Origin of the sequence: Ravibacter arvi, from assembly GCF_039540405.1 — a bacterium.
Lineage (GTDB): Bacteria > Bacteroidota > Bacteroidia > Cytophagales > Spirosomataceae > Ravibacter > Ravibacter arvi.
The window spans coordinates 77869-101580 of the sequence record NZ_BAABEY010000001.1 but is presented as its reverse complement, the minus strand read 5'-3'; the positions used below and the strand labels follow the sequence as shown (position 1 = coordinate 101580).

Sequence of the window (23712 nt, the reverse complement as noted above, 5' to 3'; positions counted from 1 at the left end):
GGCTTAACGCTGTTTCCGTTACAGAATTCAGCTTAGCGCCGGGGAGACTTCTGTTTCAGGCTGCCCGATATTGCCGGCGACCTGTGTAAGGACCACCGAATTGTACTTACCCAGCCTCAGCACACCTGCCTTCAAAGAAAAAGCCGTGTGTGTGACATAGCGTACGATGCCATATCTCACTATATCATGCGTCAATGAGAGCGTTTGGTAACGGGCGGTCAGGTTGTGCACCACCAGGCAGGCATCCTCTCCGCTTCCCCTTATATAGGTAAGCAGCTCGGGTCTTTCGGGGCAAAACTCCCGGATTTCGTTGAACTGAACCTGGCCGATGGCTACGGATTCGTTCCGAAGCCTGATCAGTGCCCGGTATACGTAAAACAAAGAAGCCGGGTGCCTGAGCGCATCGCTGAGTGGCTGTACCCGTTCTTTTTTGCTGTAGACTGCCCGCCGCCACGTCGTTTCTATTGGTGGTTCCCCCCATAAAAAAGGCTCGCGGATGGCGGGATCAGGCTTCCGGCCCAGCATCCCGATTTCCTCGCCGTAATACAAAAAAGGCTGACCAGGCAATGTCAACAGGATGGCTGCAGCCAATTTCAACTTTGCGGTATTCCCGGAAAGCGTGCTTCCTATCCGTTGCTGGTCATGATTGGACAACATGACCGCATCGACAAACCCCGCAGCGTGGCCCGCAAACACTTCACGTTGCCGAATCAGCCAGGGAATAAACCGATCCTGTCGCTCCGAAATCAGCATTGCTTCAATTTTAAAGGAGGCATCAAAATTAAAATTGGCATTCAGGCCACGAAAAAAAGGTGCAACCGTTTCCGTTTCTGCCCAAACCTCACCTATCAGATAGGCGTCCGGCTTAATGGCAGCCACACGCTGTGCAAATCCCGTCCAGAAGACCGGATTTTTTTCCTTTTCCCAATCCGGGTAAATGTGCCTCGCGGCGTCCAGCCTGAAGCCGTCCACGCCTATCTCTTTCAGCCAGAAACGCGCCACAGCATCTATTTCATCATTCAGGCGGGGCTCATCGAAATTCAGATCAGCCATTTCGCGACTGAATATTCCTAAAAACCGCTCCCGGTCGCCTTGCACCCGGTGCCAGGGATTAATGGTATGGGCGTCTTCCGTCAGCGCGCGTTCCTTAAGGCCCATCGCATCAATCAGCTCATCCGACATCCAGCGGTAATAGGGCCTGTAAGAGGATCCCGGGTTACCGGCCGCCTGTTTGAACCAGGGATGGCGAATACTGGTATGATGAATAACCAGGTCCATGTACACCCGGATACCGGCTGCATGTGCTACGGAGAGCAGGCGACGAAAATCGTCCAGTGTACCAAACTCGGGGTCTATCCCGCAGTAGTCGGTAACATCATATTTATGATAGCTGGGAGAGGGCTGAACCGGTGTAATCCAGATCCCCTGGATTCCCAACCCGGCCAGGTAGCCCATTTGGTTGATAATTCCGTTCAGGTCGCCAATACCGTCTCCGTTCGAATCTGAAAAAGACCGGACAAAAATTTCGTAGCAAACCCGCGGGTAGTCCTGCATAGGAATCAGGTTTTGGGCAACCAGGGTTGCAGCATTTCATAAACCAAGTGGGTCGGCAACCCCATAATTGTATAAAATGAACCGTTGATCCGCTCCACTCCGGCCATACCGATCCATTCCTGTATTCCGTAAGCGCCCGCCTTGTCAAAAGGCTGAAAAGTATCTACGTAGTATTTGATTTCCTCTTCCGACAAACTGCGGAATACCACTTCGGCCACATCCGTCACCGTATGGTAATTGTCCTGGTTTTTCAGGCAAACCGAGGTATAAACCCGGTGGACACGGCCCGATTGCCGCCGAAGCATGTCGATTGCCTCCCGGCGGTCTGCGGGTTTACCGAGAACAGAATCTTCCAGGACGACCACCGTATCGGCCGCAAGCACCAACTCATCTTCGCCCGTTTGCTTAAAAGCCCTGGCTTTTTTCTCCGCCAAAAAAGCAGATACAGAAGCCGGAGCTATGCCCCGGTGATCCTCATCCACATCCGGCGCGCACACTTCAAAAGTGAAACCAAGCCCGGACAAAAGTTCCTTACGACGAGGCGAATTGGAAGCCAGCAAAATTTTCTTAGTCAATTTAATCATTCAGGAATTATCTTCGTAGTTTAATAGGAATTGAAAGACTTTTTGCATAAGATGCCATTAGCCATAAGCTCCTTATAAAATCAGACACAACACTTGATTAAGTTAATAGAAATCATTCATACAGATGTCAATCGAGAAAGCCATTAAGCAAAAAAAATTTACGAACCCTTACCACAAGATCATTGTAAACATTACTTATACGGCCAGTTGGCTGATGAACAAGCAAATCGAAATCCTTCGCCCGCTTGACCTTTCACCACAGCAGTACAACGTGCTCAGGATTTTGAAAGGTTCATATCCCGAGCCCATGCGTGTTCAGGATATCAGCGAGCGAATGCTGGATAAAACATCGAACACTTCGCGACTGATTGATAAACTGGTGTTGAAAAAGTGGGTGGATAAAAAAATTTCCCGGGACGACAAACGGGCCGTCGATATCGTCATCAACGAGGCGGGCATTGAACTACTTTCCAGAGCTACGCCGCTGGTGATTTCGCTCGAAGCCCTGCTCCATCAAGTCGAGCCTGAAGAGGTCGAAAAGCTGAGCGGACTACTGGACCGTATGCGGGGGGGCGCCTGAAAAGAGAGATTGCGCCAACTCCTTTCATTTTTTGTAATATTAACTATTGCTGTTCAATTTCTTCCAAGCAAATTTCGAATTACCTATGAAAAAAAATGCTCTTTTCGTTTTGAGTTTCCTGGCCATGTTTCTGCCTGTCCTTACCCTGGCCGGACCTCCTGCAAAACCCAAAGACAACTTTACCGTCGACACGCAAAAAAGCGCTGTTAAGTGGACTGCCAAAAGCATTAAAGGGGGACATTTCGGCAACATTCGGATTTCAAGCGGCTCTTTTCAGTTCGACGGCAAAACAATTTCTTCAGGAAGTGTTTTGATTGACATGAATTCTATCGCGGTAGAAGATATCGAAGATGCAGGCAGGAAAGAGCGCCTTACCAATCACTTGAAAAACGATGATTTCTTCTCCACCCAGGCTTTCCCGGAAGCCCGTTTGGTCATTACTGGCTCCAAGCCCGGTAAGGCAGGGCAATTGGAGATTTCCGGTGACCTTACCATTAAAGGCATCACCAAGCCTATTACTTTTCCTGCTGCTATTAACGCTAAAGACAGCCAGTTAGAAGCAGTCGGTACGATTTCTGTTGACCGGATCCAGTATGGGATCAAGTACAGGTCAAAGTCTGTGCTAGACCCTTCTGCGCTTGCAGACAAGTTGATCTACGATGAGTTTACCCTCGATTTCAAGGTAGTTGCCTCCAGGTAAAACAGGTCATTCCGAGAAAGAAGTTTTTTGCGAAAACACCTTGTAGCGGAGGTGACAAATAGATATTGTCAACGGTAGTCAATGGTAGCCAGAGGCTACCACCCGGACGGTCATCCTGAAGCGCAGCGCAGCGGAGTCGAAGGATCTCCTGTTGCAAGAAAAAAGTCCTCTGAAAGGGATTGGGTACGGGGAGCGGGAGATCCCTCCGCTGCGGTCGGGATGACCCTCCGGTTGGTGCGGCGCCAAACCTGTTGTTGTCAATGGTAGCGCATCTGCCGGATGGTCATCCTGAAGCGGAGCGGAGTCGAAGGATCTCCTGTTGCAAGAAAAAAGTCCTCTGAAAGGGATTGGGCACGGGGAGCGGGAGATCCCTCCACTGCGGTCGGGATGACCCTCCGGTTGGAGCGGCGCCATCCATCGTGTTGTCAATGGTAGCGAAACGCAGTGGAACCGAGGGATCTCCCAAGAGGGAAATCCGTCAGAAACGGGAGATCTCTCCGTTCCGCTGCGCTTCTGTCGAGGTGACGATGGGTCACATCACCCCCACTACCCAACCGGTTACTTCCCGCCGTTCTTCAACCGCGACACTAACCAATTGTTCATTTTGTTCCGCTGTTCGGGGTACATCCAGTGCCCGGTGTCATAGGCCAGAAAAAGCTCTTTCGGCGCTGTCGTTACGTTATAAAACGCGTGCATGGAAGTCGGCGGGCAAGTTTCGTCGTTATACCCCCATGAGTAATAGCCGGGTACTTTGACGCGCCGGGCGAAGTTGACTACGTCATAGTAGGGCAGCGTTTCCAGTTTTGCTTTCGTATTGTTGTAGGCAAGATTTTGCTCCGTGAAGTAGTGTGGCCAACCGCCTGCACGCCCGTGTAGATAGCCGGTTACATCACTCAACGCCGGGTAAAAAGCTCCCAGCAGCTTCACGCGGCTGTCGAGTGCAGCGGTAATCACCGACAACGCCCCACCCTGGCTTCCGCCGGTAACGGCCAGGTTCTGTCCGTCATATTCGGGCATACTGGTCAGAAAATCGTTGGCCCGGACGCAGCCCAGGTACACGCGTTTGAAATAAAACCGGTCCTTGTCGTCCATGTTGTAGGTGTTGTAACCATTCAGCGCTACCTGGCGGAGATCTTCGTACACCTGCGCGGGCAAATCCACCGGTATTCCGTGGATCCCGATCTGCAGCGTTATAATTCCCTTTTCGGCGTTGGCAATATCACCGGCATAACCGCGCACGCCCGCACCAGGCACCTGCAGCAGAGCCGGGTACTTCCCGGGCGCTTTCGGCACGCAGAGGATACCGTACAGCCGGTTACCGATCTTGAAATTCTGAAGGCTCAAATGATAAACATTCACTTTCTCGGTACACCTTTCGGGCATAAGGGTCATTTTCGCATCAAGCGGAATGGTCGCCAGCTCCTGTTTCGCCGTACGCCAGAAAGCGTCAAAGTCACCGGGGTTCTCCACAGTCGGAACAATTTTGTCCGGGCTGTAACCGGCGGTCCCCAGGCCACGATAGGTGACGCCGTCGACGGTTACCTGCGCTACGCAACGTAAAAAGCCGGGCACTTTTAATGTTCCTCCTTCAAGGCTTAACGTCCCGTTAGAAGCGGTCTTAGTGGCTTTCTCGGTAGGTTTTAACTTCTCAAGGCCTATCTCGTACGACACGCTTGCTCCTTTCAGCGGAACACCGTCTTTAAAAACCGACACATTGAACCGCGCAGGTTCACCTGTCTTGTAAGTCCAGTCGGCCCGGTCGGGGGCGACAATCACCTGGACGTACTGTTGCGCGGGTTGGGCTGCCAATTGAACAAACCCTACAAAAAAACAGGCAAGCGCCAGTAATACTCGTTTTTTCATTTTGTTAAAAATATAAGGACACACATGTAGTTCTCATAAAAAAAGGACTTCCCCCGACGGAGCTACTACGTTTGCCGAAATTAATATTTCAAGCGGGCCTCGAATTGACTACGCCGCCGGACGAAGTGAGGCCCTGGCCTCTCCCGGTCTTAATATCGCCTGGATGGCATTCCGGAAGCAAAAAATCCGTAAAATTGAATTTCCAACAGCTGAAGCCATCAAAACACCTATGAAAAATATCCTACTTGTACTGAAGCGCGAATACCTGGTCAGGGTGCAAAAGAAATCGTTTATCGTAATGACCATCCTGACTCCGCTGCTATTCGTCCTTTTCTATGCAGGTATTATCTGGACGGCAGTTTCGAGCACCGAAACCAAAAAAATTATGGTGCTGGACGAAAGCCATCTTATGAAAGACGGCTTTAAGAGCTCGAAACAGCTGGAATTTGTTTTTGTTGACGGAGACCTGGCCACTGCAAAAAAGGACTTCGATAGCGGTACCGGCAATGCCCTTCTGCATATTCCGGCCGACGTCATGGAAAATCCGAAGGAAGTCAGAATTTATGCAAAGAAAAATGTAAGCCTGGAACTGAAATCGAGCCTGGAAAATGCCATTGAAAACCAGATTGAAGACATTAAGCTAAAAGAAGCGGGTATTACCCAGCAAATTTTGTCGGACTCGAAAGTAAATGTGCGGGCTCAGACCCTAAGCCTCGAGGAAGGACAGGAAAAGGAGAGTAATTCCGGGGCGGCCACGATCATCGCAATTGTGTGCGGCATGATTATCTATTTCGCCGTTTTGCTTTACGGCACACAGGTTATGCGCAGCGTTTCCGAAGAAAAAACCAGCCGTATCGTAGAGGTAATCATTTCGTCGGTAAAACCCTTTCAATTACTGGTCGGCAAAATAGTGGGTGTCGCCTTGGTCGGACTGACACAGTTCGCTCTCTGGATAATACTGACCATACTTTTGGTAAGCGGCGCCGGATACCTGATGAAAGACAAGCTGGAAGGCATCCGGCAGGAAGTTGCCGAAAAGCAAATTTCAGCAGCGTCGCCGGAGCTTAGCCAGGAGATTAAGAAAACGGAGGCCAACCCGGCCCTGTCCATGATAGACGGGATCAAAAGCCTTAATATTCCCCTTATTATCGGGTCATTTCTTTTTTACTTCGTAGGCGGCTATCTCCTTTACAGTGCCTTGCTGGGAGCAGTAGGTTCTGCAGTAGACCATGAATCGGATACGCAGCAATTCGTGTTCCCGATTACCCTACCCCTTATTTTCGGCTTTGTAGTAGCGCAAACGGCCATACGCGACCCGGATAGCCCCCTGGTTTTCTGGGCTTCGCTGGTTCCTTTTACCTCGCCCATCGTGATGATGGTACGAATTCCTTTCGGCGTTCCGGCCTGGCAGATCCTGCTTTCGATGGGGCTCCTGGTAGCAGGATTTATCGGTACGGTGTGGCTGGCGTCCCGGATCTACCGGGTCGGTATCCTGATGTACGGTAAAAAGGTTACTTACAAGGAGCTTACGAAGTGGCTTTTTTATAAGGGGTGAGGGGTGAGCTGTGAGGTTTGAGGTTTGAGCGTCTCACACCTCAAGGCTCACACCTCAAGACTCATACCTCACAGCTCACCCCTTTTCAACTGCTTCGCGGCATAATCGGCTGCCCGGGCTGAAAGGGCCATGTAGGTCAGCGACGGATTTTGCGTGGAGGTGGAGGTCATGCAGGCGCCGTCGGTCACGAATACGTTGGGGGCTGCATGTACCTGGTTCCAGCCGTTCAGAATAGATGTTTTGGGATCTTTGCCCATCCGGACGCCCCCCATTTCATGTATATCAAGTCCGGGGTAGCCATGCCCGTCGGTCACGCGGATGTCTGTAAAACCGGCTTTTTCAAACATTTCGGTCATCTGTTCCTGGTAGTCTTTCACCATTTTCTCGTCATTGTCGTCATAGTCGACATGAAAACTGAGCTGCGGAATCCCGTGAAGGTCCTTTAATTGCGGATCGAGCCGTACATAGTTGGATTCCTTCGGGATGGTTTCACCCATCATGTGGGAACCGACGCCCCAGTCGGTGAACTTATTTTGATGAAGACCTTTTTTCAAATCTTCGCCCCAGCCGCTTGAATCGTTGCCGGAACTGCGCCAGGCGCTGAAGCCGGCCGCATAACCGCGCAAGAAATCGGTTTCCTGTTTGTAGACGTTTCTGAAACGGGGAATATACCCGCCATTCGGTCTTCTGCCGTCCGTCTTCTTGTCCAGGTACCCGTTGTACCGGCCACTGATACGCGCCCGGTAGTTATGGAAGGCAATGTATTTGCCGAGCACACCTGAGTCGTTACCAAGCCCGTTCGGGAACCGCGAGGAAATCGAGTTCAGCAGAATAAGATTGGTATTCATGGCCGCGGCGTTGACAAAAATCACCCGGGCGAAATATTCGGTCATTTTGAGTGTATGCGCATCAATAACCCGAACCCCTACCGTTTTGCCTTTTTTGTCGTCATAGATAATGGAATGCACGACTGAGTCGGGCTTTAACGTAAGCTTCCCCGACTTCATTGCCCAGGGTATGGTCGATGCGTTAGAGCTGAAATAGCCGCCGAACGGGCAACCTCTTTCACACATTACACGGTGCTGGCACTTCGCCCGGCCCTGGTCCAGGTGGATGGGTTTTGCTTCCGTAACATGCGCGCAACGCCCGATGATCACATGCCGTTTTCCACCGTAATTTCTGGCAACCTGGTCGCTGAAATGTCGCTCAACGCAATTCAGTTCATGAGGAGGCAGAAATTCCCCGTCCGGAAGCACATCCAGGCCGTCCTTATTGCCGGCGATGCCCGCAAAACGTTCAACATGGCTGTACCAGGGCGCCAGGTCATCGTAAGAAATCGGCCATTCAACGGCAAATCCGTCCCGCGCAGGCCCTTCAAAATCGTATTTTGACCAGCGTTGGGTTTGCCTGGCCCAAAGCAGCGATTTCCCTCCTACCTGGTATCCGCGAATCCAGTCAAAGGGCTTTTCCTGAACATACGGGTGCTCTTTATCTTTTACAAAAAAATGTGCAGACGATTCTTTGAAGTTGTAGCACTTACTCACAATGGGGTTCTCCTTCGTTATTTCCAAGGGCATTTTCTCACGGTGCTCAAACTCCCACGGCATCATATTGGTGGTAGGATAATCCTTAATATGCTCCACGTTGCGCCCCCGCTCCAGCAGCAGGGTTTTCAACCCTTTGTCACAGAGCTCCTTGGCCGACCAGCCGCCGCTGATTCCCGACCCTATTACAATGGCGTCGAAAGTCTGTCCTGCGGCGCCATTGATATTGAAATGAACTGAATCCAATTTATTCATGTCGTATCGTTATTTCAAATTACTTTCCTGGTCAAAACGGCTCAGGAATTAATATCTACACAGCCATGGTACCGGGCCGGAACCAGTTCATACTTGCTCACCTGCGTCAGGTAGTATTCGGATGAGGTATATCCCTGAACCGCTAGTCCTTTCACCGAGCTGGCAAACTCCTTTTCCGGTGTATCGTTCTGGCTGCTCCAATATTTAATAATAGAGAGCCGCTCGGGTGCGTTCAGCTCGGTAAACCGCTTTCCCCGTAAGTCTCTGGCAGCCGCATCCATTTTATCCAGTTCGTTTCTGAACCTGTTTTGGACTGAATCGTCAAAACAATCCTGGATCATACGCTCCACAAAAACCTGCACCCCCAGTTCATTGCCGCCGGGCGTGTCGGTTTTGGGCAGAATGGCATCTACCAGCTTTGTCAGAATCTGTTTCTGCGGTTCGCTTAACAAAGAAGGCTTGCTGAAATGATTTTCCTTCCAGCCATTTGCCCAGGAAGGGACCAGCAGGGTGGTACCGAAGATCCCGGTAAGTGTTCTGATTGCTTCTCTACGTCGCATAGTTTTGGTGAATTTACACCTGCTTAAATTTTTAAAACGCAATAAACAATAAATTATCCGGAGTTACTTCCGCTTCGACAATCGGGCGGCCTGGTAATACCGGTCAGCAAAATTGAGATAATTATCCCAATCGTATGCGTTAATATCATGTTCTCCGGTGCGGAGATGATAACCTACCGCCAACGAACTGACAGGGGTTTCGGGTTGCGGCATTTCCTTGTCGTCCAGGCCTTTCAGCCCATATAACCGGTAGGCAGGCGCCGCCAGGCTGGCCCCCACGTATTCACCCCTGGGATCCGCCCACTGGTCGGCTGTTGCGCTGGCCACATAAACTGCTCTCGGAGCCAGCAGTGAAATCAATAGATGCGAATCTACGGGCAAGAGCGAAGGGTCTTCACTGTACTTTTTATAGTTCGGGCAGAACCAGTAGCTCACTGCCCTGTTGAGGTCCGCAATGGTTTCCCCGTAGTTTCTTCTCGCCAGGGAGGCTCCACCTTCCCCTGAATTATTGGAGATCACCATAGCAAAGCGCTGATCCTGGGCTCCGGCCCAAAGCGCCGTTTTCCCAAGGCGTGAATGCCCGACCAACGCTACCCGGTTCTTATCGATCGCGGGATCTTTCTCAAGGAAATCCATCACGCGACTTAACCCCCATGACCAGAGCGCAATGCTTCCCCACTCATCGCCCTGCCCGGAGGAGGGGAAAAGGCTGCGGATCCCTTCGTCTCCCGACCGGGTTTTCCGGTCCAGCTCCAGGTCTCCCTGGTAGACGGTGACCAGGCCGTAACCCCGGTCAATGAGCTTCTCCAATTGCCATCTCCCGTAGAGGGTACCCCTGCTGGCTTCGGTGGCCTGGTGATTAACTACACCCCGGACATCCGTACGGCGCATCCAGCGCGGGTTCAGCTCAATTCCGGGGTCGTTATAAAGTGTATGATTGCCTTCAAAATTCAGCCCCATAAACACCGGGACCGGTTGCGGACTTTTAGGCAAATAGATCAAAATTGCCATGCACTGCGAAGGGGAATCCGAAAAGCAGGCCCTGATTTCCTTGCGCACCGCCTTACCACCGAGCGCCTGTCCGTCTTCCGAAATCACCTCATACCTGACGGGAAGCCTTTTATCGGGCACCCTGCCAAAAACTTCCCGCCGGAATGCTTCCAGAATTTCCGGCCGTCGCTTTTTCTCCCACTCTTTCTTTGTACGTACCGTTTCGCCTGAAAAAGTCTCCAGAACGGCCGGAAGGGTATAGGGTTTCACTTTCGACTCGTCATAGTTGGTGCCGGTCTGGGCAAATGCAGCCTGAGCAGCCAAAAAAAACAAACAAGTGGTAACGCGCTTTAACATGTAGGTATGAGACTTGAGCTATGAGATGTGAGGTATGTTGTTTACGGCGGTGGCCTATTATAAAAGTCATCCGGACAACTTATCTAACTCAATTATCTCACCAGGTGATCTATTCCGTTCGTCATAAAAAACGCGATAAAGTCGGCAAAGGCCGAAAATGAGACAAGTTGTCATTGTAAGGAACAAAAGATTCATGCAAATCAAGACATTTTGTCTCAAAAACACGGTCATTTTCGGTTTGGTACATCAATTGAAATAATCGTTTCACAAATCATTCATCATTCAATACGCAAACATCAAAATCATGAATACAGTAGTTAGAAAAAACGGAGCCTATTATCCCGCTTTATTTGATTCAGTTTTTGGCAAGAGCACTTTTGACCAGCTTTTCCCGTCCGACCATTCAAGCCACAAACCGGCCGTCAATATAGTAGAGACCGAGGAGGGCTACCGCATTGAGCTCGCCGCGCCAGGTTTAAAAAAAGAGGACTTTAAAATCAGCCACGACGGCGACCAACTCAAAATATCGGCGGAAAAAGCGGGCGAAACTGAAGAGAAGAAAGAGAAGTACAACCGCAAGGAATTTAGTTTTCATTCTTTTCAGCGCATTTTTACTCTACCCGAAACTGTTGACGCTTCGAAAATAACTGCCGCTTACGATGCAGGAATCCTGAATATCTCGATTCCTAAGAAAGAAATCGAAGCTGCTGCTTCACCCCGTCAGATTGAAATCGTTTAAGGTGGCCACCTGGCGGCAACCCGGGGCACGTTAAATTTTGTTAAAACTGGAACGTACGGGAATAGTTTAGTATTTTCGTACGTTCTTTTTTTGAATTCGAAATATGGACGGTCCGCGACCTTTCATGGCCAGATTTGAAAAGTTTCATTATAAAAGTTTAACCCTGTTTAGAGTATGAAATACAATTGGAAAGTACTCGCTTTGGTGGGATTTCTTTCGGGGGCCACTACATTGGCCGGATATAAATTTTTCATTCAGGACAACTCCAAAGAAGTTATCCTGAAAGACGCTTCGGAAGCGCCGCTGGCGAGATTTACCTCCGGCGGAATAGCGGGCCCCGTAGATTTCACGACCGCTGCAGAAGTGTCGACTCCGATGGTGGTACACATTAAATCCACTTCGGTCCGGCAGCAAGGCGGCGGCAGGCAGCAACAAGGCTGGCCTTTTGACATGTTCGACTTTTTTGGCGACGGCTCAGGCGGCTATGAGCAGGCACCGCGGCGATCAGAAGGCACCGGATCGGGCGTTATTATTACCAACGACGGCTATATTGTCACCAACAACCACGTTGTAGAATCTGCCCAGGAAATTGAGGTAACCCTTCACGACAAAACCAAATTAAAGGCGAAGCTGGTAGGTACTGACCCCTCGACCGACATTGCGGTTATCAAGGTAGAATCCAAAAATCTGCCCTCCATCACATTCGGCGACTCAGACGGGATCCGCGTCGGGGAGTGGGTAGTTGCGGTAGGCAATCCTTTTAACCTGGAATCAACTGTTACTGCCGGGATTGTTAGCGCGAAAGGCAGAGGACTGGGCATTATCGGCTCCTCTCAGAGCCGCCAGCGCGGCAGGGGCGCACAAGGCCAGGGCCAGCAGCAATTTAACGATGCGATTGAATCATTTATCCAGACCGACGCCGTGGTGAACCCCGGCAATAGTGGTGGCGCACTGGTGAACCTGAAAGGCGAACTGGTAGGCATTAACACCGCCATCGCCAGCCCTACCGGAAGTTTTGCCGGTTATGCGTTTGCGGTGCCGTCCAGCATTGTTAAAAAAGTATCTACCGACCTTATCAAGTTCGGTAACGCACAGCGCGGTTACCTGGGCATCGTGATGCAGGAGGTAGACAATACCGTTGCAGAAGAAAAAGACCTGAAGGTTTCATCAGGAATCCTGGTGCGGGAGCTTGCGGAAAGCAGCAGCGCTGCAGGTGAAGCAGGTATAAAGCCGGGTGACGTGATTGTTAAAATTAACGGCAAAAAAATAGGCAGTACACCTGAACTGACTCAAACCGTCGGGCTCCTGAGACCTGGCGACAAAGTAAATGTGACTGTCAACCGCGATGGCAAAGAAAGAGATTTCAATGTCACCCTGAAAAACCGCGAAGGCGGATCAGGCGTCATCAAACGTGAAGAGTCCGCTCTTGCACTGGAATCTCTCGGCGCGCAGTTTACCAACCTGAACGACGCCGAGAAAAAGAAACTCGAACGCTACAACATTAAGGGAGGTGTAAAGATCACCGACGTACAAGGGGGTAAGCTGGGTCGTGTAGGTATAGCCCCCGGCTTCATTATCACCAAAGTAAACGGCAAACCGGTTACATCTGTGAAAGAGCTGGAAAAAGAACTGGCCGGCAAAACCGATTCAATGGTACAATTTGAGGGTCTTGAACTGGATGCACCCTACGATGTTTACAGCTTCGGATTCAGGTTGTAAAAGGATTTTTCATAAAAAAAGACCGGGCTTGAGGAAACCTCAAGCCCGGTCTTTTTTTATGAAATCGGAAGTCGGAAATCGGAGGTCGGAAATCGGAAAACTTTCAGCGACTGCTGCTGGCGGCCGTTTTTTTTGATTTTACGGGGAAATCGTGGATTCCCTCTTCTTTCCTTTTTTAGAACTCTGCGCTTTTCGGGTATCGCGGGAAGGGTATTACGTCCCGGATATTGGTCATACCGGTCACGAAGAGCACGAGCCGTTCGAAGCCTAAACCAAAGCCTGAATGCGGAGCGGTACCAAACTTCCGGGTTTCCAGGAACCACCAGAGGTTTTCAGGGTCAATGCCGATTTCGTTTACCCTGCCGAGCAGCTTTTCGTAATTCTCTTCACGCTGGCTTCCGCCGATAATTTCTCCGATCCCCGGGAACAGCACATCCATAGCCCGCACCGTTTTACCGTCCTCGTTCAGTTTCATGTAAAACGACTTGATCTCTTTCGGGTAGTTGGTGAGAATAACGGGCTTCTTAAAGTGTTTCTCCACCAGGTAACGCTCATGCTCGCTTTGCAGATCAATACCCCACTCCACCGGGAACTGGAACTTCTTCTCTTTGTGAGGCTTCGATTTCAGCAGTATTTCCACGGCCTCCGTATAGGTAATCCGCTCGAACGGGTTGCCCACAACAAAGTTCAGCTTCTCCGAAAGCGGCAGTGAACGTTCATTCTGGGGCTTGTTTTTCTCCTCTTCCTGTAGCCTTTTCTCCAGAAAGTCGAGATCATCTTTACAATGTTCCAATGCATAGCCAATCACATATTTTACAAACTGCTCGGCCAGGTCCATGTTGTCTTCCAGCTCGAAGAACGCCATTTCGGGCTCGATCATCCAGAACTCAGCTAAATGGCGGGTTGTATTGGAATTTTCGGCTCTGAAAGTCGGGCCGAAGGTATAAATCTTGGAAAGTGCCAGCGCGCCCAGCTCCCCTTCCAGCTGGCCGGAAACGGTGAGGTTCGCCTCTCTTCCGAAGAAGTCCTGGCTGAAATCGACGCGGCCATCCTCGGTACGCGGGGGGTTACTGGCGTCCAATGTGGAAACGCGGAACATCTCCCCCGCCCCTTCGGCATCGGAAGCCGTGATAATGGGCGTGTGCAGGTAGAAAAAGCCGTTGTCGTTATAAAACTTATGGACAGCGAAAGCCAGCGCGTGGCGGATTCTGAGAATGGCAGAAAACGTATTGGTACGCGGTCTCAGGTGACCTATTTCCCTCAGAAACTCCAGCGAATGCTTTTTAGGCTGCAAGGGATATTCCTCAGGATCGGCAGCCCCGTATACTTCTACCCGGGCAATACGGATTTCCACCGCCTGACCGGAGCCCTGGGATGGGACCAGTGCGCCGTCGATGCGCAGGCAGGCACCAGTGGTACAAAGGCGGAGTATCTCTTCGGAAACCTGGCCCGGCTCGGCAACTGCCTGTATATTATGAATGGTAGACCCGTCGTTCAGGCTGATGAAAACTGCGTTTTTACTTTCCCTTTTGGTACGCACCCAACCTTTGGCCGTCACGCTCTGTTCTGACGGCTCAAGCTTTAACAGGTCTTTGATCTGAATCCTTGACATACACACTTGTAAGATAAATTACACTTTCCGGTCAGCACCAAACCGGTACCACCGGGAATAGAACCGCAAAAATACAAATTCGATGCCGGAAATTGATTTAAATTTGCAATACACAATACCAAAAAGTAAATCGTCGAGCAGAATTGAATACACGGGTAGCAAAATTTCTCTCTTATCTCTTCCATCCGCTCCTGATGCCGACCTTTTTGCTGGGGCTTTTACTGGGTCTGGCACCCGTTGATGCAGGAATTGACTTCTATCCGCCCAAGCTGATTTTAGTATTATTGCTGATGGTTTTCGTATACACCTTCCTGCTCCCTTCGTTGTGTGTTTACGCCATGGTTCAGTTAAAAATGGTAAAAGACCTCACGCTTCAGCACCGGCAAGAGCGGAGATACCCCTTTCTGATCACTTTGGCGACGTACCTGGCCGCTACCTATTTTTTCGGCTGGCGATTTAACCAGATCTCCGAGCTGGCGCCGCTGATGCGGGTCGTTTTAGGCAGCATTACCATCTCCATTGCAGCCGTATTGCTGATCAGCAATTTCTGGCAAATCAGCGCACATATGACTGGCCTTGGCGGTGTAACCGGCACCGTGCTGATGGCAATTATAAAATTCGGCACGCCTTCGCTTTTCCCGGCGCTGCTAGCCTCCGTTCTTATTTCCGGTTGGGTGGCAGCTTCGCGCCTTCAGCTTAATGCACACAATATGAGCGAAGTACTAGCCGGATTCCTGCTCGGCAACTTCATTTGCGGGCTGGGCGCATTATTATTTTTATAATTTCTCTTGCGGAAAAAACCAAAAACCTCTATGTTTGCAGTCCGATTCGACGCTTAGGCGTTGACCGGATCAAAAGTGATCGGGTTCATCGGGAACGCAACAGCGTAACGGTTTCGTAGCTCAATTGGATAGAGCATCTGACTACGGATCAGAAGGTTTGGGGTTCGAATCCCTACGAGACCACTTAGAACAATATCAAAATCAACTAAAAGCCTGTAAATCAAACATTTACAGGCTTTTTTGTTTACTAAAAAACATCAAAATATGCGTAAAATCGCATAATTCTGGTGAGCATCTGGTGAGCAGGTAGGTTCGGAAAAAGTGCTCACCAGAAACCTCGTAACTTTTTGATATAAAGATGTTTACGAGGAAAACATCTTGTTTTTCATAAGGATGCAATCGTAGTTTTACACTTATAAAACAGGTTGCTATGTTAACAAACAGTTTCTCTGTGCTCTTTTACCTCAAAAAAAGGAGCAATTATGTAACAGGTCCACTTCCTATTTATCTGCGTGTCACGTTGGATGGTGGACGGTTCGAATTGGCTACTAAACGCGTCTGTGAGCCTGAAAAGTGGAATTCGACATCGGGTCGAAGAAACGGGCACCGTGAAGATGCACGTAGCCTTAACAGCTATTTAGACGAGCTTCATTCTAAACTTCACGAAATACATCGCCATCTGGTAATGATGGGAAAGCCGGTAACCATTTCAGCAATCAAAGCATTGCTAACGGGGAAGTCCGAAAACGAAGTGATGTTTCTGAAAGAATTTGACAAGCATAACCAGCGTCTGATTGCTCTAAAAGGGAAAGACTATGCGCAAGGAACCATTCTTCGGTACAAGGCCTCTTACAAGCACACGAAAGACTTCATATTCTGGAAGTTCAAAAAAGAAGATATTGACATTAGTAAACTGAATTACGAGTTCATCTCTGATTTCGAATTCTGGCTCAAGACTGAGAGAAAATGTGCACACAATACCACCATGCGATACCTGGTCTATTGCAAGAAGATCGTTTTGGGCTTGATCAAGACCGGGCAATTACAGAAAGACCCCTTTTTTGGTTTCAAGATCCGTAAAAAAGAAGTCAACCGGGAAGCTCTCTCGGAAACAGAGCTTAAAGCAATTGCAGCCAAAGAGTTTTCAACTGCTCGCCTGACGCAGGTTCGCGATATTTTCCTGTTCAGCTGTTACACCGGCCTGTCCTATGTGGACGTGCAAAAATTAACTGTATCAGATATCCGCATAGGGCAAGATGATGAACAGTGGGTGATCATCAACCGACAAAAAACCGATACACAGTCCCGGATACTTCTGTTACCTATGGCGCTGGATATTATTGAAAAGTATAAAGACGACCGATCGCGCGCTGTCACGGGCAAGTTATTACCTGTCCTTAGCAACCAGAAAATGAACGCCTATTTGAAGGAAATCGCTGATGTTTGCGGTATTGATCGAAACATATCATTTCATATCGCCAGGCATACCTTTGCCACAACCGTTACCCTATCGAACGGAGTTCCTATAGAGAGTGTTTCAAAAATGTTGGGACACTCCAATATCCGGACAACTCAGATCTATGCGAAGGTGGTGGATAAGAAGATCAGCGAGGACATGAAGAAAATAAAAGCCCTGTATTCTTAAGGCCTGACAGGTAACTAAAGAGGAGGTGAAATAATCTCACCTCCTCTTTAAAAACACTTTCGTACCGCGATAGTAGTTATAGGTCGGATCGTAGTCAATATAACCGAATGCTATCAGCTCTTTGATGCATTTGTGGTAGGTGGCGGTACTTTTAAAACGAGCCAATTTCATCACTCGCCGCCTGGAGATAGTGATCGGGTTTTGTCGGTTATTCTGATTCCATAGGTAGAGAAACACCATGTACAAACCCAAGTGCCAGACATTGACGCGGCTGTCCAACCATATTTCTAATCGCACTTTTTCGTTTTGCACTGGCTCCATATCACTCGGTCAGGTTTTTGAGTAGCATGGATTCAATATCACTCGCCTGGTAAAAATGAATGCCACCGACCTTGGTGTACTTCAGTTCTCCGGAAATCCTCATTTGCTGTAAGGTACCAGGAGAGATACTTAATAACCGTCGCACTTGCGCACTTCTAAGCCATCGTGAAGAGGGTTGCTCGTTTTTTTCTGAAAGCAATATTCTTATTTCGCTCAGCAATTCATTTTTGAATTCGACTAAATCCTGTCTGCTCGCTATTTCCATCCCCATCGTTTTTAGTCTTTAATAATACCTTGCTTTTTACTCTATTGTCGTAACTCGGCAGATACACCAAATATCCCCACTCATGTAAATCCCGCATTACCCTCACAAAAGTGGATCGCGCGAGAATTTTCGCCCTTTTCATCACCTGGCTAACAGTAAGCTCCACGCAGTCTACTTGATTATTTTCAAGCCAGAGGTCATACAAAGCCACATATAACGCCATGTGCGTAGTACCGATACGGGCATCATTCGGTATCACGGACATAAACTTGATAAATGGCTCGAGCGCATTCATGATTTAACTCACAGCCATGCGGGCTTTTCTTTGCCTGCCAATGTTATGTATGGGCGCGTCCGTCGGACTTAGAAGCTGTTTAATACTGATCCGTTTTTGCTGATGATCATAAAAATCGAGACTTTTTATGCTTGGATTAGCCCTTAAGGATATCGCTTGTTCCCCTGAAGGTGTTGGAACCTTAAACGTAACCTGTTCGCCTGCCTGCAGTTTTTCAAGAGTTTGAGGCGGCATGGAAAAAGGAAACTTTGCTAACTTGGCAGCAAGATCAAATCCGGTGGGAATCGATTTGAGCGCAAATCGTCCTTTTGTATCTGAGTCAGCAAGGTCCAGCCGGTACCATTGCCCCTTTCGTTCCACGCTTCGCCCTTCCAGCAGGTTCTTTTGTTGACTTTCGGAAAATTTCTCCTGTCCAACAAATGCTTGCTGGGTCTCATTTCTTACCAAAGCTGGTTTTACCTGAGAAGCAACTAGCTTGGTTAATGCTTGCTGAGAACGGAATGAAGATTGGGACCGGGAGGCTTTTTTATGCTGTTGTCGATTAAAAGTTCCTGTATTGAATCGCTCTGCCAAGAACACCGATACTTGTCGCAAGAACCGGATTACTCGATTGGGATATAGTTTCTTTTCGAGCTGATCCTTTTCTTGCGCTAGGAGCTTTCGGGTAATACGTTCTTCCAGATTTCGGGGAGTTCTGAATCGAGCTAGCAACTCCTGACGAAAAGCTAACTCCTCTCTCTCAAGAGCAACACTCTTGAGAATGGCCGGAGAAAAGATGTTGGTCAGGCGCTGTTGACTTTCTTTCCAATCTTGTAAAGGCCGTGAATATCGATTTTCAGACGACTTTTTCATCTTTATGCCTGTTTAGATGTGGAGAATAATTGAATGAACTTTACCTTAAACAATACCTTTCGCTTTCCGGCTTCGCTGTTTCTTCTCAGGCTCCTGATCCTGTTTCTCTGCCTTGGCTTTTTTTCCGCCGGGAGTTTCCTGCTGCTGGGCTTTTCCTTGTGATTGCTCCTCTTTCTGCTGGCGGCTAAAGCTGGTCCTAACCATATTCTCATCGTACTGATTAATGGCCTTAAAACGCGGAGCTGCCTCAATAAACCGGCGCTCGTCCTTTCCATCGATTACGAACGTGACTGACTGTACATTTCCTTTTTGGAGCGATTCGATGAGGCGCGCTTTGTAATCAGGCGTTTCCAGTTCCTTGATCGGGTAGCGGGCAAGTACTTCTTCAAGCTTAAAGCCATAGTTTTCATGATAGGGCTTAACCTTGAAGTTGCCACGGGCGTCGGTATCTGTAAAATCCAGCTGCAGCCAGGCGTTGTATTTCTCTCCTTTGGGCTCCAGGCGTTTCTGCCCGTTCTCACCGGTATCAATCAGTTTGGCGAGTTCTTTAAAAACCGCCCTTCCGGCAAGCAGGTTAGCCGCTTCCTTGAAGGTGATATTGTTGTCATAGCCCATTTGAAACGTTTGTTTCAGACTACTACCCTCCTGTTTCTTTAATTCCAGCTCATAGTGGTTAAAGAAATAATTATCGGTCGTTTTTGACTTTTGAAAATGTAAGGTAGCGTTTGCTAAATCTGCTCCGAAGACTGCCTGATGTTCCAAGGTAAAAGCCGGTTTGCCACTTTTGATGTTTTCGGCAAGTGCTGCTTCATGGCTGGTACCAAAGCCGGAATATTTGACCTGGCTTGCCAGGTACTCTAAATTCTTTTGGTTCATGATGATTTGCAGTTAATAGGTTAGCAATTAGTTTTCAGTGCATTTCAAGCGGCCTGGCTTTGATCAGGTGCCGGTTGTGAAGCCGGAGGGAAAGATGTCGGCCGCCGTTCTCTTCCATTAATTGAACCAGCAAGATCTTTTTATCCGGTATAGTTCGTTTTGGTAAGGCGATGATGATTTGCTGGCTTTGACCGCCCTGAATCCGCTCGGCTTTGTCAAGTGCGAAAAGAACCGGTAAGGCCTGTTCCTGGATCGCGGTTCGTTTGGCCTGCTTTCTGTCGCGGATGGCAAAGCGGAACTGGCTCAAATCATAGGAAAGCGCGGTATTATTCTGGATCAGAAACTGGTAGTACATGACCTGCTCTTTGACATAGATGCCTCCTAGCTGAAGACGTACGCCGTCTTTTTGATCAAGCTTGCCAGTCAAAAAGGTGGGTTTACCCGAAACAGCCATCGCAGCCTCTTCCAATTCACGCTCAGATGGCCTTTCAGACAGTGCTTCCGGAAACTTGTGACTTGTAACTCCTACTTTAAGATTTAAGGGATCCGGATGTTCGTGGTAGGTCAGTGTAAACGCATAGAGCTTGCCATCATCGGTAATGACGGTCAGGTTGGTTTCTTTAAACCCGGCCCTGGCGGCTTTTAGGTGAAGGACGTTTTCAAGCCCCTTGGCTTTTTGAGCCAGGATATCCCGGCTTCCCTTATCGACACTTTTTACCGAGGCCGGAAAAATCAGGTTGCTGGTTTTATGAGTCGCCACCTGAAGAGGCAGGGATACAATGTCGGTTACCGGCTGAGCCAATAGATGTTCAGCCAGAAACAGTATACTCAAAATCACTCCTATCACAGGTTTCATACAGCACAATGGTTAGGTTAAAAGACTTTTAGTTTTTGATTGGATGGAACCTCTGACTAAACCTGAATCTGCTTGTCGTCCCGGAGCAGTACCTGATACCCTGCTTTCACCGTCACGCGGATGAGTTTGACTTTTCGGGAGAGCAGGTTTCGGGAAAGCTCGATACCGGCAGCGGTCGCATGAGCGCCGAGACTCCTATCAAAAGTGGACAGGCCGACGGACTGTATGGCCCTGTCGCCGGATTGCTTGGCAGCATCCCGTGTAATCGCTCCCGGGATGTGGATCCCATCCAGCCCATCTAAGTCGAACACACGCAGGGCGACGGGGAATAGCGTCTGCCCATACCGGATATTTTTAATCTGGATTTGAAGACGTTCGCCATTTAAGACCGCAATACCATACACCAACTCATCTTTGGGAATCAAGACTCCAGCAATGAACACGTCATGGGTGAGCCGGAGCTTGACCGTAGCCCCTGCTACGATTTCCTGAGTTTCATGCACCACTGCTTCAATCAAATTGACCGGGGGCTGGGAGTTCAACTCATCATCCAATCCGTAAAAGCCAACGGTTTCATAAGGAAGATCTTCTGCCGGTGTTGCCAATTCTGTTTCACACGCCATACAGGAAATAGGGATTTGATGCTCTATCGTGGTGACGGCAAATACTTTTTCTCTTTCCAGACGGGATTGTTCGGCTAGTCGATCTTCTACGCGTTCCGGGTACTGAATATCAAGGACTTTCTCCAGCATCTGATCCAGTTGCGCCATTTCAGGATCAGCTGCGCTGGAAGGAGCATGAATGGATTCCACCAGTTTTTCCAGCCGGTCAAGATCCGTGGCAGCAGGACTTTGTTTCTCTAATTCACTCGTGAGATCTTGTGCAGCGGCAAGAGGCGGAGTTTCCTGTTTGGCCGCTAGTACGCTTTTAAGCTCTTCCAGTTTTTGGTTGATCTGAGCTTCTGCCTGATGGCCTTGATCGAAGGATTGTTTCTTTTCCGGAAGACCCAGCAGCCTGCTTTCCTGGGTAAACGACTGTCCGGCGATCTGACCGGAATAGTAGGGATCCGCTCGCTGAAGCTCGCGTAACGCCGCTGAATCCCGGTCGGCTTTCTCATAGAAAGCAAGCTTATCGGAAGGGCCATTCTTTAGAAACGGTTCGGGCAGCGAGGCGTTAAAGCCTGCCCCTTCGGTCTTGACAATAGCCTGATCGGCGCTTCCCCCGCCGAGTACCCAGAAGATAAATGTGACACAAGGGATCACCAGTAACGGCAGCACCGTATAAAGACGCTTTTCGCGCCGGAAAGAAATGGAATGCATATTCATGGTTGTTGGTTTATTTTACGTGATAAGAATTTGTCTCAAGTTGGGTTCGCTTTTCATGCGCCTACCGGTTTACCACCTTGACATCCCGGTTATCAACTGTTTTCCATTGCTCGATCAGAAACCCGTGCGGGTTGTTTTCCGAGCGGGCTACGTTGCGCAAAACGCCTTCGGTGATCAGACTTCGGGTGACCGTAGAAGTCGTGCGGGTAATGTGCTGGGTGGCATAACACCGGAACGGATACGGGTAGTCACCGGTGGAGAAAGCAATGCTGTCCATCGTTATTTCCTGGGAGACATTGCCGGAAACAATCCCGGTGTAAAACCCTTTTTCCGACAAATCCTGGTAGGCGTTTCGGGCGGATGCGTCAGCCAGGTAAAGGGCCTTCCCGATCCGGGACTTGATCCCTTTATCATCCGGAGAGAGCGTAAAAAACAATCGGTGAAAGGCGGCAATATGGTCTTTGGCTTCTACCGGGATATTCTCATTCCGCTCTTCTGCGAGTGCCTCCAGCGCTTTGCCGCTGGAAAGCACGTAGATTTTGCTTTGGACCCGGCTGACCATCTGAAAAGCCTGGAAGACACTAAAGGCAGACAGTAAAAAGCTAGCCGAAACCACCAGGATCGTAAACAGGCGGAACTGGCGAAAGGCAGTATCAATGTTTTTAGGGATTTTAAACATAGTAGCAAGCATTTAGCGAGGAGTTCCCGAAATATTCCGGCTCCTGTACGAATGAGATGAAGGCGGGGTGGTAGTGTGATGGGTCTGAGAGCTGACCAGATTTTGGGCCGAGTTAACAACCGTTCTGCCTGCCGCCGCTGAACGTGCTCCTGCCCAAGCCATCGTTCCTGAAAACAGGCTCGTCATTTTCTGACCCAATGCCCCGCCGCCACCGGTCTGGATGATAAAGCCTGCTACCGAGGGGACGGTGAGATAGCCGACTATGCCGATAATTAAAAAAATGAGGTATCCGGCATCCTGGCTGGAGAAGAAGGTATTTCCCGCCTGCTGGATCTGGGCAATATCGATTTCAATCATCTTTTGCTGGATCCGTCCCAGGATGGCCCCAAATATATTGGCCACTGGTAGCCACAGAAATACGTTCAGGTAGCGGGCCAGCCAGGAGAAGAGCGTACGCTGAAAACCGTCAAAGACCGCCAGGCCAAATACCAGCGGACCCAGAATTGCCAGCACGATCAGCTGAAAGGTGCGAAGCGTATTGATACAAAGCGCGGCTGCCTGAAAGAGGATCTCTAACACCTGGGCCATCCATTGCTTGACCGAATTGGAAAAGTTGTAATAGGCTTTGGCCATCGCGAATTTGATGTCATTGCCGACCGAGTCAAACATGCCTTCGTCCTCCGGGTCTTCGCCCGGATGCGTGTAGCGATACCAAGCATCCCGGTTTCCTTCACCGGTCGCCCCGACATACATTTGCCAGAAGCTGGACTGCTCGATGACTTTCTGCTTTTGCTCAAGTAGCTTCTGAATGGCGGCCTGAGAGCCTTGCGCCAAATTGGCTGTTCCGCTTACGACCGGTTTCATGACTCCATTGATCAATGCCAGCACCGATGGAAAAAACAGGATACAGAAACCCAGGACAAAAGGACGAAACAAGGGGTAAAAGTCCACCGGTTCGGCGGCTGCGATATGCCGCCAGACTCGAGCGGCGATGTAAAACAGCGCCCCAAAGCCTGCCAGTCCCCGGCTGACACCGATCAGGCTGGAAGAAAGCCCAATCATGTCCGAATAGAGCTGATCCAGCACGACCTGTAACCCTTTGATGTCCCCGGCTACCCCTTGTGCCTGGGCAAAAAAGGGACAAAGGATTCCTACCGCCATGAATATCATGGTCAATCGTTTTACTTTCATGTTTGTTTGCGGT

General features: G+C 49.4%; 25 protein-coding genes and 1 tRNA gene. 10 read left to right on the top strand and 16 right to left on the bottom strand.

The features are described 5' to 3' along the window. Positions 1-27 precede the first annotated feature (27 nt). Complete coding sequence (locus ABD852_RS00420; RefSeq protein WP_345026008.1) at positions 28-1554, bottom strand: alpha-amylase family glycosyl hydrolase; 1527 nt, start codon at positions 1552-1554, stop codon at positions 28-30. A gap of 5 nt (positions 1555-1559) precedes the next feature. Next, the gene (locus tag ABD852_RS00415) at positions 1560-2138 is read right to left on the bottom strand and encodes a Maf family protein (RefSeq protein ID WP_345026007.1); all 579 of its coding nucleotides are present in this window, start codon (positions 2136-2138) and stop codon (positions 1560-1562) included. Between the two features lie 124 nt (positions 2139-2262). Here ABD852_RS00415 and ABD852_RS00410 point away from each other — a divergent pair, with 124 nt between their 5' ends. The 4 genes from ABD852_RS00410 to ABD852_RS00395 all read left to right on the top strand — a co-directional run bounded on the left by ABD852_RS00410 (position 2263) and on the right by ABD852_RS00395 (position 3853). Then, complete coding sequence (locus tag ABD852_RS00410; protein ID WP_345026006.1) at positions 2263-2718, top strand: MarR family winged helix-turn-helix transcriptional regulator; 456 nt, start codon at positions 2263-2265, stop codon at positions 2716-2718. Positions 2719-2803: 85 nt separating this feature from the next. After that, positions 2804-3418 (top strand): YceI family protein, encoded by a 615-nt coding sequence (locus ABD852_RS00405; protein ID WP_345026005.1) that lies wholly within the window; start codon positions 2804-2806, stop codon positions 3416-3418. Between the two features lie 81 nt (positions 3419-3499). Beyond that, entirely contained in the window at positions 3500-3685 is a 186-nt protein-coding gene (locus ABD852_RS00400) for a hypothetical protein (protein ID WP_345026004.1), read from the top strand. Positions 3686-3697: 12 nt separating this feature from the next. After that, positions 3698-3853 carry a hypothetical protein gene (locus ABD852_RS00395; RefSeq protein ID WP_345026003.1) on the top strand — a complete coding sequence of 52 codons (156 nt, stop codon included), beginning with the start codon at positions 3698-3700 and terminating at the stop codon, positions 3851-3853. A gap of 123 nt (positions 3854-3976) precedes the next feature. Here the strand turns inward: ABD852_RS00395 and ABD852_RS00390 are convergent, their stop codons facing one another. Beyond that, on the bottom strand, positions 3977-5281 hold the full coding sequence (locus ABD852_RS00390) for an acetylxylan esterase (protein ID WP_345026002.1): 1305 nt from the start codon (positions 5279-5281) through the stop codon (positions 3977-3979). A 229-nt stretch (positions 5282-5510) separates the two neighbouring features. Here ABD852_RS00390 and ABD852_RS00385 point away from each other — a divergent pair, with 229 nt between their 5' ends. Further along, a complete protein-coding gene (locus ABD852_RS00385) occupies positions 5511-6836 on the top strand; it encodes an ABC transporter permease (protein WP_345026001.1) in 1326 nt (441 codons plus the stop codon). A gap of 68 nt (positions 6837-6904) precedes the next feature. Here ABD852_RS00385 and ABD852_RS00380 read toward each other — a convergent pair whose 3' ends face one another. The 3 genes from ABD852_RS00380 to ABD852_RS00370 all read right to left on the bottom strand — a co-directional run bounded on the left by ABD852_RS00380 (position 6905) and on the right by ABD852_RS00370 (position 10509). Continuing rightward, the gene (locus ABD852_RS00380) at positions 6905-8635 is read right to left on the bottom strand and encodes a GMC oxidoreductase (protein WP_345026000.1); all 1731 of its coding nucleotides are present in this window, start codon (positions 8633-8635) and stop codon (positions 6905-6907) included. Between the two features lie 41 nt (positions 8636-8676). Continuing rightward, positions 8677-9195, bottom strand: coding sequence for a gluconate 2-dehydrogenase subunit 3 family protein (locus ABD852_RS00375; RefSeq protein WP_345025999.1), 519 nt, complete (start codon positions 9193-9195; stop codon positions 8677-8679). 63 nt (positions 9196-9258) lie between these two features. Continuing rightward, on the bottom strand, positions 9259-10509 hold the full coding sequence (locus ABD852_RS00370; RefSeq protein ID WP_345025998.1) for an alpha/beta hydrolase family protein: 1251 nt from the start codon (positions 10507-10509) through the stop codon (positions 9259-9261). A 337-nt stretch (positions 10510-10846) separates the two neighbouring features. On the opposite strand from ABD852_RS00370, the gene ABD852_RS00365 reads away from it, so the two are divergent. Further along, complete coding sequence (locus tag ABD852_RS00365; protein ID WP_345025997.1) at positions 10847-11281, top strand: Hsp20/alpha crystallin family protein; 435 nt, start codon at positions 10847-10849, stop codon at positions 11279-11281. 174 nt (positions 11282-11455) lie between these two features. Beyond that, positions 11456-13000 (top strand): Do family serine endopeptidase, encoded by a 1545-nt coding sequence (locus tag ABD852_RS00360; RefSeq protein ID WP_345025996.1) that lies wholly within the window; start codon positions 11456-11458, stop codon positions 12998-13000. Between the two features lie 175 nt (positions 13001-13175). Here ABD852_RS00360 and asnS read toward each other — a convergent pair whose 3' ends face one another. Continuing rightward, a complete protein-coding gene (gene asnS, locus ABD852_RS00355) occupies positions 13176-14612 on the bottom strand; it encodes an asparagine--tRNA ligase (RefSeq protein ID WP_345025995.1) in 1437 nt (478 codons plus the stop codon). A gap of 143 nt (positions 14613-14755) precedes the next feature. Between asnS and ABD852_RS00350 the strand changes: the two genes are divergently transcribed. The 3 genes from ABD852_RS00350 to ABD852_RS00340 all read left to right on the top strand — a co-directional run bounded on the left by ABD852_RS00350 (position 14756) and on the right by ABD852_RS00340 (position 17039). Beyond that, a complete protein-coding gene (locus ABD852_RS00350) occupies positions 14756-15394 on the top strand; it encodes a hypothetical protein (RefSeq protein ID WP_345025994.1) in 639 nt (212 codons plus the stop codon). A gap of 109 nt (positions 15395-15503) precedes the next feature. Next, positions 15504-15577 (top strand) — tRNA-Arg (locus tag ABD852_RS00345). 247 nt (positions 15578-15824) lie between these two features. Continuing rightward, entirely contained in the window at positions 15825-17039 is a 1215-nt protein-coding gene (locus ABD852_RS00340; RefSeq protein WP_345025993.1) for a site-specific integrase, read from the top strand. A gap of 36 nt (positions 17040-17075) precedes the next feature. Here the strand turns inward: ABD852_RS00340 and ABD852_RS00335 are convergent, their stop codons facing one another. The 9 genes from ABD852_RS00335 to traJ form a co-directional block, all read right to left on the bottom strand. Further along, positions 17076-17360: a hypothetical protein gene (locus tag ABD852_RS00335; protein ID WP_345025992.1), complete on the bottom strand. Its 285-nt coding sequence runs from the start codon at positions 17358-17360 to the stop codon at positions 17076-17078. A 1-nt stretch (position 17361) separates the two neighbouring features. Further along, on the bottom strand, positions 17362-17625 hold the full coding sequence (locus ABD852_RS00330; protein ID WP_345025991.1) for a helix-turn-helix domain-containing protein: 264 nt from the start codon (positions 17623-17625) through the stop codon (positions 17362-17364). Next, positions 17582-17920 carry a hypothetical protein gene (locus ABD852_RS00325; RefSeq protein WP_345026258.1) on the bottom strand — a complete coding sequence of 113 codons (339 nt, stop codon included), beginning with the start codon at positions 17918-17920 and terminating at the stop codon, positions 17582-17584. The genes ABD852_RS00330 and ABD852_RS00325 overlap by 44 nt, the downstream gene beginning before the upstream one ends. A 3-nt stretch (positions 17921-17923) precedes the next feature. After that, complete coding sequence (locus ABD852_RS00320; protein WP_345025990.1) at positions 17924-18772, bottom strand: hypothetical protein; 849 nt, start codon at positions 18770-18772, stop codon at positions 17924-17926. A gap of 45 nt (positions 18773-18817) precedes the next feature. Continuing rightward, the gene (locus tag ABD852_RS00315; protein ID WP_345025989.1) at positions 18818-19648 is read right to left on the bottom strand and encodes a hypothetical protein; all 831 of its coding nucleotides are present in this window, start codon (positions 19646-19648) and stop codon (positions 18818-18820) included. 34 nt (positions 19649-19682) lie between these two features. Next, positions 19683-20504: a conjugative transposon protein TraN gene (traN, locus tag ABD852_RS00310; protein ID WP_345025988.1), complete on the bottom strand. Its 822-nt coding sequence runs from the start codon at positions 20502-20504 to the stop codon at positions 19683-19685. Positions 20505-20560: 56 nt separating this feature from the next. Continuing rightward, positions 20561-21829, bottom strand: a complete 1269-nt coding sequence (traM, locus tag ABD852_RS00305; protein WP_345025987.1) for a conjugative transposon protein TraM — start codon at positions 21827-21829, stop codon at positions 20561-20563. A gap of 61 nt (positions 21830-21890) precedes the next feature. After that, the gene (traK, locus tag ABD852_RS00300) at positions 21891-22508 is read right to left on the bottom strand and encodes a conjugative transposon protein TraK (protein WP_345025986.1); all 618 of its coding nucleotides are present in this window, start codon (positions 22506-22508) and stop codon (positions 21891-21893) included. A gap of 12 nt (positions 22509-22520) precedes the next feature. Then, on the bottom strand, positions 22521-23699 hold the full coding sequence (gene traJ, locus ABD852_RS00295; protein ID WP_345025985.1) for a conjugative transposon protein TraJ: 1179 nt from the start codon (positions 23697-23699) through the stop codon (positions 22521-22523). Positions 23700-23712 lie beyond the last annotated feature (13 nt).